Genomic DNA, 7,542 nt, shown 5'->3' with positions numbered 1-7,542 from the left:
ACCCCACGGGCCGAGGTCCCCCACCACGGCCCCGACGGAACTCAGCGCTCGGAGGCGGCCAACTGGCCGCAGGCGCCGTCGATTTCCTGCCCGCGGGTGTCCCGCACCGTCACCGGCACCCCGTGACCGTCGAGGATCTCCACGAACGCCCGCTCGTCCTCCGGCCGCGACGCCGTCCACTTCGAGCCCGGCGTCGGGTTGAGCGGGATCAGGTTCACGTGCGCCCGCATGCCGCGCAGCAGCCGGCCCAGCAGGTCGGCCCGCCACGCCTGGTCGTTGATGTCACGGATCAGCGCGTACTCGATGGAGACCCGCCGCCCGGAGCGCTCGGTGTAGGCACGGGCGGCGTCCAGCACCTCGCGCACCTTCCAGCGGGTGTTCACCGGCACCAGGGTGTCGCGCAACTCGTCGTCCGGGGCGTGCAGCGAGACCGCCAGCCGGCACTTGAGGTCCTCCTCGATGAGGCGGTGGATGGCGGGGACCAGGCCGACCGTGGAGACGGTGATGCCGCGCTGGGAGAGCCCCAAGCCGTCGGGCACCGGGTCGGTCAGTCGTCGAATCGCGCCCAGGACCCGCTTGTAGTTGGCCAGCGGCTCGCCCATGCCCATGAAGACGATGTTGGACAGCCGCGCCGGCCCTCCGGGTACCTCACCGTCGCGCAGCGCCCGCATCCCCGCCACGATCTGGTGCACGATCTCGGCGGTGGACAGGTTGCGGTCCAGGCCCGCCTGGCCGGTGGCGCAGAAGGGACAGTTCATACCGCAGCCGGCCTGCGAGGAGATGCACATCGTCACCCGGTCCGGGTAGCGCATCAGCACCGACTCCACCAACGTGCCGTCGTGCAGCCGCCACAGTGTCTTGCGGGTGGCCCCGTCGTCGCAGGAGGCGTGCCGCACCACCGTCATCAACGGCGGGAGGAGTTCGTCGGCCAGCCGGCGCCGGGCGGCCGCCGGGATGTCCGGCCACTGCTCGGGGTCGTCGGTCCACCGGCCGAAGTAGTGCTGCGAGAGCTGCTTGGCGCGGAACGGTTTCTCCCCCAGCTCCGCGACCGCCTCACGGCGCGCTGCGGGGTCGAGATCGGCGAGGTGGCGCGGCGGGCGGGCGGCCCCGCGCGGCGCGACGAAGGTGAGTTCTCCGGGTGCAGGCATAACCGCTCCAGTGTCGCAGATCATCCGCGAAACCCCAGGCCGCGCGGGTGGGACCCCTGTCGTCCCCTGGTGTCATCCGTCACCGTTGGCCGACCTCGCACGGCCCAGGGACGGCCCAGAGCCACCGATATTGCCACGGAAGCCCTAACTGTCATCCCCGTACTGCATAATCACCCAACCTCCTGCCACTGAACAGACACACCAGAGGAGTGGAGCCTCGAACATGCAAGCGGGAACGATTGGCCAAGCCTTTGACGAATTCCTCAAAAAGAAAACCCCGAAAGAATGGGAGAGGGAAGAGGTAAGTCAATGTCGCAAGCGAATCCACGATGTACTGGATCGCAGGTATGGCGTTTACTCATTCTTCCAGAGTGGATCTTTTTCCAATGGAACCGGGATATCCCAGAAAAGTGACGTAGACTACTTCGCCCGCCTCCCCCTAGACCGAAAGACGGAATATCCTTCATCACTGCTTGAATCAATGAAAGAGGCCTTGAGGGAAAACCTTTGGGAAGCTAGTCGCGTATGGATCTCGCGCCCCACCGTAAGCATCGATTTCAATCGCCTCGTAACTCAATACGAAGTAACTCCGGCATTCTATGAAAGACTCGGAAGGGGAAGTAATGAAGTTTTCCTCATTCCCGGCCCCGGAAATACATGGAGAGAGTCGTCACCGAGAGCACATTTGAACTACGTGCACGACTCCAATCTAAAACACGGGGGCAAGGTGAAAGGATTGGCTCGCCTTTTGAAAGCCTGGAAATACGAGCACGACGTACCCATTTCTTCATTTTACTTGGAGATGAGGGCTGCACAGTACGGGGCGTCCAAGGATTCAATCTTCTATCCTCCTGCCCTCTGTGATCTAGTGCGCTCCATCATCAATTATGAGGCTCGCTCTATGAATGATCCGATGGGCCTTGTAAACCGCATCACAGCATGCAGCTCCGAGCAGAACAGAAGCACCACACTGCGAAAAATGAAGAATCACCTCCCTCTACTCGAATCAGCCTACGAGGAATGGACGAAAGACAATTGGATGTCTTCTCAGCGTTACCGGACCGTGTTCGGCCCTGACTTTCCTCAGGTTTTCTAATCAAAAATGGCCAACTTCACAGCTCCTCCCATTTGGGAGACACAGAATGAAAGTGAATCGATCCGCCTCCTGGCCGCCCAAAGGCAAAGCTACTCGGATGCGAAGATGATCCACTTCTCCCAAATGACCCTCACCTTCACGGGCGGGATCCTCGTAGCGACGTCAACCTTCCTCTTCGAGGCCTTCCGTCCCGTCCTTGCCGCTGCTCTCGGCTGTCTTCTTTTGGGCCTGAGCGTGGTCGCCTCATCTCGCGAGAAGAGAAAGATCGAAATTGCGGCATCCATCCAGGAGAAGTTTGATACGGAAGTATTTCAACTAAACTGGAGTCGAGCCCATAAAGTAAGCACACCAAGCGCCTCAGAGGTAGCCCGGGCCGCACTTCGTCACCGTGGGGGGAATCTCAACAACTGGTACAGCTTGAACCAGCCCGTCAATAGACCCTTGGATGTTCTGATATGCCAGAGAGCCAACCTGGGGTGGGGAATTGCCACTCATAGGGCATGGGCTGCAACAGTGCTGTGCACCGGGCTAGCCATACTCGGGACAGCCACAGTATTTGTATCCCTCTCGGGAATGCCCGCCACAAAAGCCCTGCTTGGCGTCTACATTCCCCTTTTGCCAGCTTTTAAAGAAACGGGTGAAACCTGGCTCTCGAACTCTCGCAGTGCAGCCCTGAAAGAGGAGGCAGATCTAGAAGCGGCGAAAATTTGGAACTCCTCCATGCAGTCACGAAGGGCTCCCACCGAACAGCATTGCAGAAAGCTTCAGGATAAAATCCTCGAATCCCGAATGACTAATTCCCTAATCCCAGACTGGTTCAACGGCATGCTGAGGAACCGGGAAGAATCTGTCATGAAACTGGGGACCAGCGATTACGTGAATCAAGCCAAAAAGAGAGGCCTCGCCTAGGCGGGACACATTTCCACGAATACAACTCTACGGAGGCGAAAGCGGAACACGTGAGCACACTGCTACTTGATCCTTCTTTCTAGAACTCTCGCTCGTGGCCGGGAATGGCTATAACGACGGTGCCCGGCCGTTCGGGGCGGCCTTGACCAGGGGAGCGGCAGCAGTTGCGCGCTACGTCAACCGTCGGGCTCCTGTCGTCCCTGGTGGCGCTGTGGTCCCTGCGCCCGGATGGCGCCGGGCTCGGCCCCGTGAACGGCTTCGCGACCGGCGACATGGTCGGCCGCAAGACCCCCTCCCTCGTAGCTGGCCTTCTCCCGGGATGTTGGACGGTGCCCGCACTCGGGTGGGCGTGTGTCACGTAGGCCGACCATGGTTGCCGCTCCCCTTGCGCCTGGTGCGCGGTCGGCGACCGCCGGGCCGGAGCGGGGCGAAGACAGGAGCGGCGGCCCGGGCGGGGAGCCGGGCCGCGCGCGGCGAGCGGGAGCGAGCCGCCTTGATGACGTAGAGAAACTTGTAACACGCCTATGGGAGAGGGTTGTGCTGCTCTCCTGGAACGTCGGTTACTCGGGTGGACTGGCCTACTGGCAAGGGTGTGGGTCTACGATGCCCGCTTCATTGGGGCCGCGTAGCAGAGTGCTTCGATCTGCTGGCCGTCTCCGTAGGAGTGGCTTGCCGAACCGATGAGCTGCCACCCCAGGCGCTCATAGAGCCGAATGGCTGCGGCGTCCTTGGTCATGACGTCGAGCACCGCGTGGTGCTCCTGGGCGTGGGCGCTCTCCGTGGCTGCTCTGACCAGCTTCTCGCCGACGGCCTTCCCGCGTGCCTCGCGCAGCACGAAGAGACGACCGAGCACCAGGATTCCGGCTTCGTCCTCGGGCCACCGCTCCCGGAACAATGCGATCGCGTCTTCTCCATCCGGCCGGGAGAGAAGCACGTGTCCGACCACTCGGCCGTCAAGCTCCGCGATCCACGCTTCGGTGAGCTGGGCCGGGGAAAGCCACGCCTCGGGGTCCTCGACGCCTTCGACCGGATACCCGTCTGTCTGGTGGACGGATACCAGCGCCTTGCCGGCCTCCGGGAGATCGGATTTCAGGCGCGGGCGGATGACCACTGTTCCGGCCCGGGGGGCCTCGGCGTCGGTCACGCATCCTCCTCTGTCTGGTCCACGGGGAAGTCGTAGACCAGTCCCGTGCGGTCTGCTCGGTGGACGTAGCGGGTCACCTCGAACGGCTCCCCGTTCTGGTCGAAGCTGGTGTGCAGCACTTCCACGACCGGCACGCCTGCGGGCAGCCGAAGCGTTTCCGTCTCCTCCGGGGTCGGCATCCGTGCCGTGACCTCGTCCCGTCCGGTGGTCATCACGTGGCCGAGGTCTTCGAGGCGACCGTAGATGCCGTTCTTTCCGGTCTTGGGCTGCATCAGCGGGGTGTCGTGTACCTCGTCCCACCGCAGGAAGGTGGAAACGATCTGCACGGGCTCGTCATCCGCGAAGTAGTGGTTCTCCCGGTGGAGAACGCTTCCGGGGCCTGCGACCCCGAGCCTTTCGCCAACGTCCTCGGGCGGGTCCTCCCGGGTGATGCCCACGACGTCAACGCGCGGTTCCTTGCCCTGCTGGGTGACCTCAAGGCGGAACGGGGTCAAGCCGGTGGCGCGGTGCCTGAACGAGTAGCGGTCGTTCCCGAAGCGGAAGAGCCGCTGTCGCTCGCGGACGAAGGCGCCCTTGCCGTGCTCGATCGTGATGAGCCCTTGTTCCTCAAGGAGCTGAAGTGCTCGGGCGGCGGTGTTCCGGGCGGCCTTGTACTCCTGGGCCAAGGCGCGCTCCGAGGGGAGTCGGGCGCCCGGTCCGAGTGAGCCGTCCGCGATGGCCTGGCGCAGCTCGTCGGCGATCTGTTGGCTCGGTGGGCGCCTCCCCGGGGTCGTGGAAGCAGTCATGAGGTCACTCTAGCGCAACTGGCTCAAGCCAGCCCCTTGACAGTCGCCACCCCTACCGCTGTACTGGCTTAAGCCAGAACTGGCTCAAGCCAGTGAGTTGGAGGCGGTGCCGTCTGCTTGGCGGTAGGGGCACCGCCTCCGTCCCTCTCTCAAGGGAGTTCCATCATGCGTCAGATTCCCGTGGACACCAGCTCCGCCGTGGTCCTGGTGGCCCAGCCCGCTCAGCCGAAGGTGACCAACCGGCAGACCGGGGAGATCGCGACCGACCGGGAGACCGGGGCGCGGTTGTTGACGGTGGACGTGTTGTTCGTCATGGACGGGCAGGCGGAGGTGTTGAACGTGACGATCCCGGAGACCGGGGTCTCCGGTGAGCTGACCACCGGTACGCCGGTGGCGTTGACCGGGCTGGTCGCCCGGCCGTGGGAGAACGACTTCAACGGGCAGCGGCGGCACGGCATCGCCTTCCGGGCGGTCGCGCTGACCAAGGTGGGCTGAGCGATGACCCGTCTCCTTCTCCTGCTGGCGGTGCTGGTGGCCGGGGTGTGGTGGCTGCGGGTGCTGCGGCCGGGCTGGTACTGGCTGGCGGTCGCCGGTCCGTGGGCGGCGGTCAAGGTCTCCTCGCGGTACGCCTCGGTGATGGACGCCTGCGGCCTGACGGTGGACCCCTCCCGGGTGCGGCTGGCCTGGGCCCGGCTGGCCCGGCGCCCGGTTCCCCCGCCGAGGGTGCCGCGCCTGGTGGGCCTACGGCTGACCCGCACCGGTCTGGTGCTGCGCATCCGGCTGCGGCCCGGGCAGGACGCCTTCGACTTCTCCTCCGCTGCCGACCGGATGCGGCACGCCTTCGGGATGCAACAGGTCACCTCGCGCGAGGTGCGGGCCGGGCTGGTGGAAGTGCGGATGACCGGCTACGACGTGCTGCGCCGGGTCCGGATGCCCCGCCTGGACCCCGGTCCGGGTCTGCGGTTGCCGATGGCGTTGTGCGAGGACGGCTCGCCCTGGTGGCGGGACTACCGGCAGGTTCCCCACGCCCTGAACCTGGGGGCCACCCAGTCGGGCAAGAGCGTCTACCAACGCCGTCTGATCACCCTGCTCGCGCCCCGGCCGGATGTGGCGCTGGTGGGCATCGACTGCAAACAGGGCGTGGAGCTCTCCCCGCTGGCGCGGCGCTTCTCCGCCCTGGTGGACAACGCCGATGACGCCCTGGCCCTGCTGGAAGCGCTCATCTCCCGGATGGAGGAGACCTACCGGCTCATCCGCCGCGAACAGCGGATCAGCGCCGATACCCCCGATGCGGAGATCACCGCCGATATCTGGGGCCTTCCGGACCCGGTCCGGCCCACGGCCGTGGTGGTGGTGATCGATGAGGTCGCGGAACTCTCCCTGTTCTCCACCAAGGAGGAGGAGAAGCGGCGGGATGCGATCGTCACGGCCCTGGTGCGCCTGGCCCAGCTCGGCCGGGCCGCCGGAATCTACCTGGAGATCTGCGGGCAGCGCTTCGGCGCGGACCTGGGCAAGGGCATCACGATGCTCCGCGCCCAACTCGGCGGCCGGGTGATCCACCGGCTCAACGACGAGGGCTCGGCCAAGATGGCGCTCGGCGACATGGCACCGGATGCGGTGCTGTCCACCGTGCAGATCTCCGCCGACCGCCCGGGCACGGCGGTGGCCCTGAACGCCCGGGGCGGCTGGTCCCTGGTGCGCACCCCGCACACCTCGCTGCGCGATGCGGTCACCACCTGCAACGCCCACGCCCACCTCGCGCCCCGGCTCCCCGAATTGGAGCGCTTCCGCCCCACCACCGGCGGGGTCTCCTTGATCAAGTCCGGTCCCCGGCCGGTCTCCCCGGCGGCCTGACCGCCCCTTTCCGCTCCCGCTCGACGGTCCGGCGCCACCGCCCCGGCGCCACGTCCCTACCCCCTCCTGCCCCGAAAGGAGAACTCCGCGATGCATCCCACCGCCGACCTGAAGGCGTTGCGCCGCACCAACCGGGTGCTGACCGCCGGTACCTGGGTGCTGATCGCCGGGGTGGTCACCTACAGCCTGATGACCGCCGCCGCGTTCGTCGCCGACTACTCCCGCTGGCCGGTGGGCGGGATCGTCCTGGCGCTGATGGTGGACGCCGCGTTCATCATGAGCCTCCAGGCCGATTCCGCCCTGGCCCGACACGGCATCACCGAACTGGGCCGCTGGCCGGTGGCCTTCCGCTGGCTGACCGGCACCGCCTGCGTGTTCCTCAACACCTGGCACTACGTGCAGCAACGCGACCCGATCGGGGTGGCGGTCCACCTGATCGCCCCGGTCCTGCTGTTGCTGCTCTCCGAGGTCGCCCCGGTCTACCGCCGCGCCATGGCCGACCTGCTGACCGCACCCCACACCCCCGCCCCGGCCGCGCCGGTGCCCGGCCCCGGGGAGACCGAGCGGGCCCGGGTCACCCTCGACCGCGAACCCACCGACCCCACC

General features: G+C 65.8%; 7 protein-coding genes and 1 pseudogene. 5 read left to right on the top strand and 3 right to left on the bottom strand.

All coding sequences use genetic code 11. The features are described 5' to 3' along the window. Positions 1 to 41: 41 nt before the first annotated feature. On the bottom strand, positions 42 to 1,148 hold the full coding sequence (rlmN, locus tag FOE67_RS10985; protein ID WP_182663068.1) for a dual-specificity RNA methyltransferase RlmN: 1,107 nt from the start codon (positions 1,146 to 1,148) through the stop codon (positions 42 to 44). A gap of 223 nt (positions 1,149 to 1,371) precedes the next feature. Here rlmN and FOE67_RS10980 point away from each other — a divergent pair, with 223 nt between their 5' ends. After that, positions 1,372 to 2,244: a nucleotidyltransferase domain-containing protein gene (locus FOE67_RS10980; RefSeq protein ID WP_182663065.1), complete on the top strand. Its 873-nt coding sequence runs from the start codon at positions 1,372 to 1,374 to the stop codon at positions 2,242 to 2,244. Between the two features lie 6 nt (positions 2,245 to 2,250). Further along, the gene (locus FOE67_RS10975) at positions 2,251 to 3,153 is read left to right on the top strand and encodes an S-4TM family putative pore-forming effector (RefSeq protein ID WP_182663063.1); all 903 of its coding nucleotides are present in this window, start codon (positions 2,251 to 2,253) and stop codon (positions 3,151 to 3,153) included. A gap of 598 nt (positions 3,154 to 3,751) precedes the next feature. Here the strand turns inward: FOE67_RS10975 and FOE67_RS10970 are convergent. Both FOE67_RS10970 and FOE67_RS10965 read right to left on the bottom strand, forming a co-directional pair. Further along, the gene (locus tag FOE67_RS10970) at positions 3,752 to 4,297 is read right to left on the bottom strand and encodes a GNAT family N-acetyltransferase (protein WP_323384697.1); all 546 of its coding nucleotides are present in this window, start codon (positions 4,295 to 4,297) and stop codon (positions 3,752 to 3,754) included. Beyond that, complete coding sequence (locus FOE67_RS10965) at positions 4,294 to 5,082, bottom strand: GntR family transcriptional regulator (protein WP_182663061.1); 789 nt, start codon at positions 5,080 to 5,082, stop codon at positions 4,294 to 4,296. The genes FOE67_RS10970 and FOE67_RS10965 overlap by 4 nt, the downstream gene beginning before the upstream one ends. A gap of 165 nt (positions 5,083 to 5,247) precedes the next feature. Between FOE67_RS10965 and FOE67_RS10960 the strand changes: the two genes are divergently transcribed. From FOE67_RS10960 to FOE67_RS10950, 3 genes and pseudogenes are all read left to right on the top strand, one after another. Next, positions 5,248 to 5,577: an SCO3933 family regulatory protein gene (locus tag FOE67_RS10960; protein WP_182663059.1), complete on the top strand. Its 330-nt coding sequence runs from the start codon at positions 5,248 to 5,250 to the stop codon at positions 5,575 to 5,577. A gap of 3 nt (positions 5,578 to 5,580) precedes the next feature. Beyond that, entirely contained in the window at positions 5,581 to 6,936 is a 1,356-nt protein-coding gene (locus FOE67_RS10955) for an FtsK/SpoIIIE domain-containing protein (protein WP_182663057.1), read from the top strand. 90 nt (positions 6,937 to 7,026) lie between these two features. Then, positions 7,027 to 7,542: pseudogene (locus FOE67_RS10950) on the top strand (hypothetical protein); the annotation flags it as partial.

This window comes from Streptomyces calidiresistens (assembly GCF_014141525.1).
Taxonomy (GTDB): Bacteria; Actinomycetota; Actinomycetes; order Streptomycetales; family Streptomycetaceae; genus Streptomyces; species Streptomyces calidiresistens.
Note: the sequence above shows the minus strand (reverse complement) of the source record. Positions and strands in the feature narration are given on the sequence as shown.

Coding starts and splice junctions, on each gene's coding strand:
- FOE67_RS10960 (WP_182663059.1), top strand. CDS start 5,248: ATGCGTCAGATTCCCGTGGACACCAGCTCCGCCGTGGTCCTGGTGGCC.
- FOE67_RS10965 (WP_182663061.1), bottom strand. CDS start 5,082: ATGACTGCTTCCACGACCCCGGGGAGGCGCCCACCGAGCCAACAGATC.
- FOE67_RS10975 (WP_182663063.1), top strand. CDS start 2,251: ATGGCCAACTTCACAGCTCCTCCCATTTGGGAGACACAGAATGAAAGT.
- FOE67_RS10955 (WP_182663057.1), top strand. CDS start 5,581: ATGACCCGTCTCCTTCTCCTGCTGGCGGTGCTGGTGGCCGGGGTGTGG.
- rlmN (WP_182663068.1), bottom strand. CDS start 1,148: ATGCCTGCACCCGGAGAACTCACCTTCGTCGCGCCGCGCGGGGCCGCC.
- FOE67_RS10980 (WP_182663065.1), top strand. CDS start 1,372: ATGCAAGCGGGAACGATTGGCCAAGCCTTTGACGAATTCCTCAAAAAG.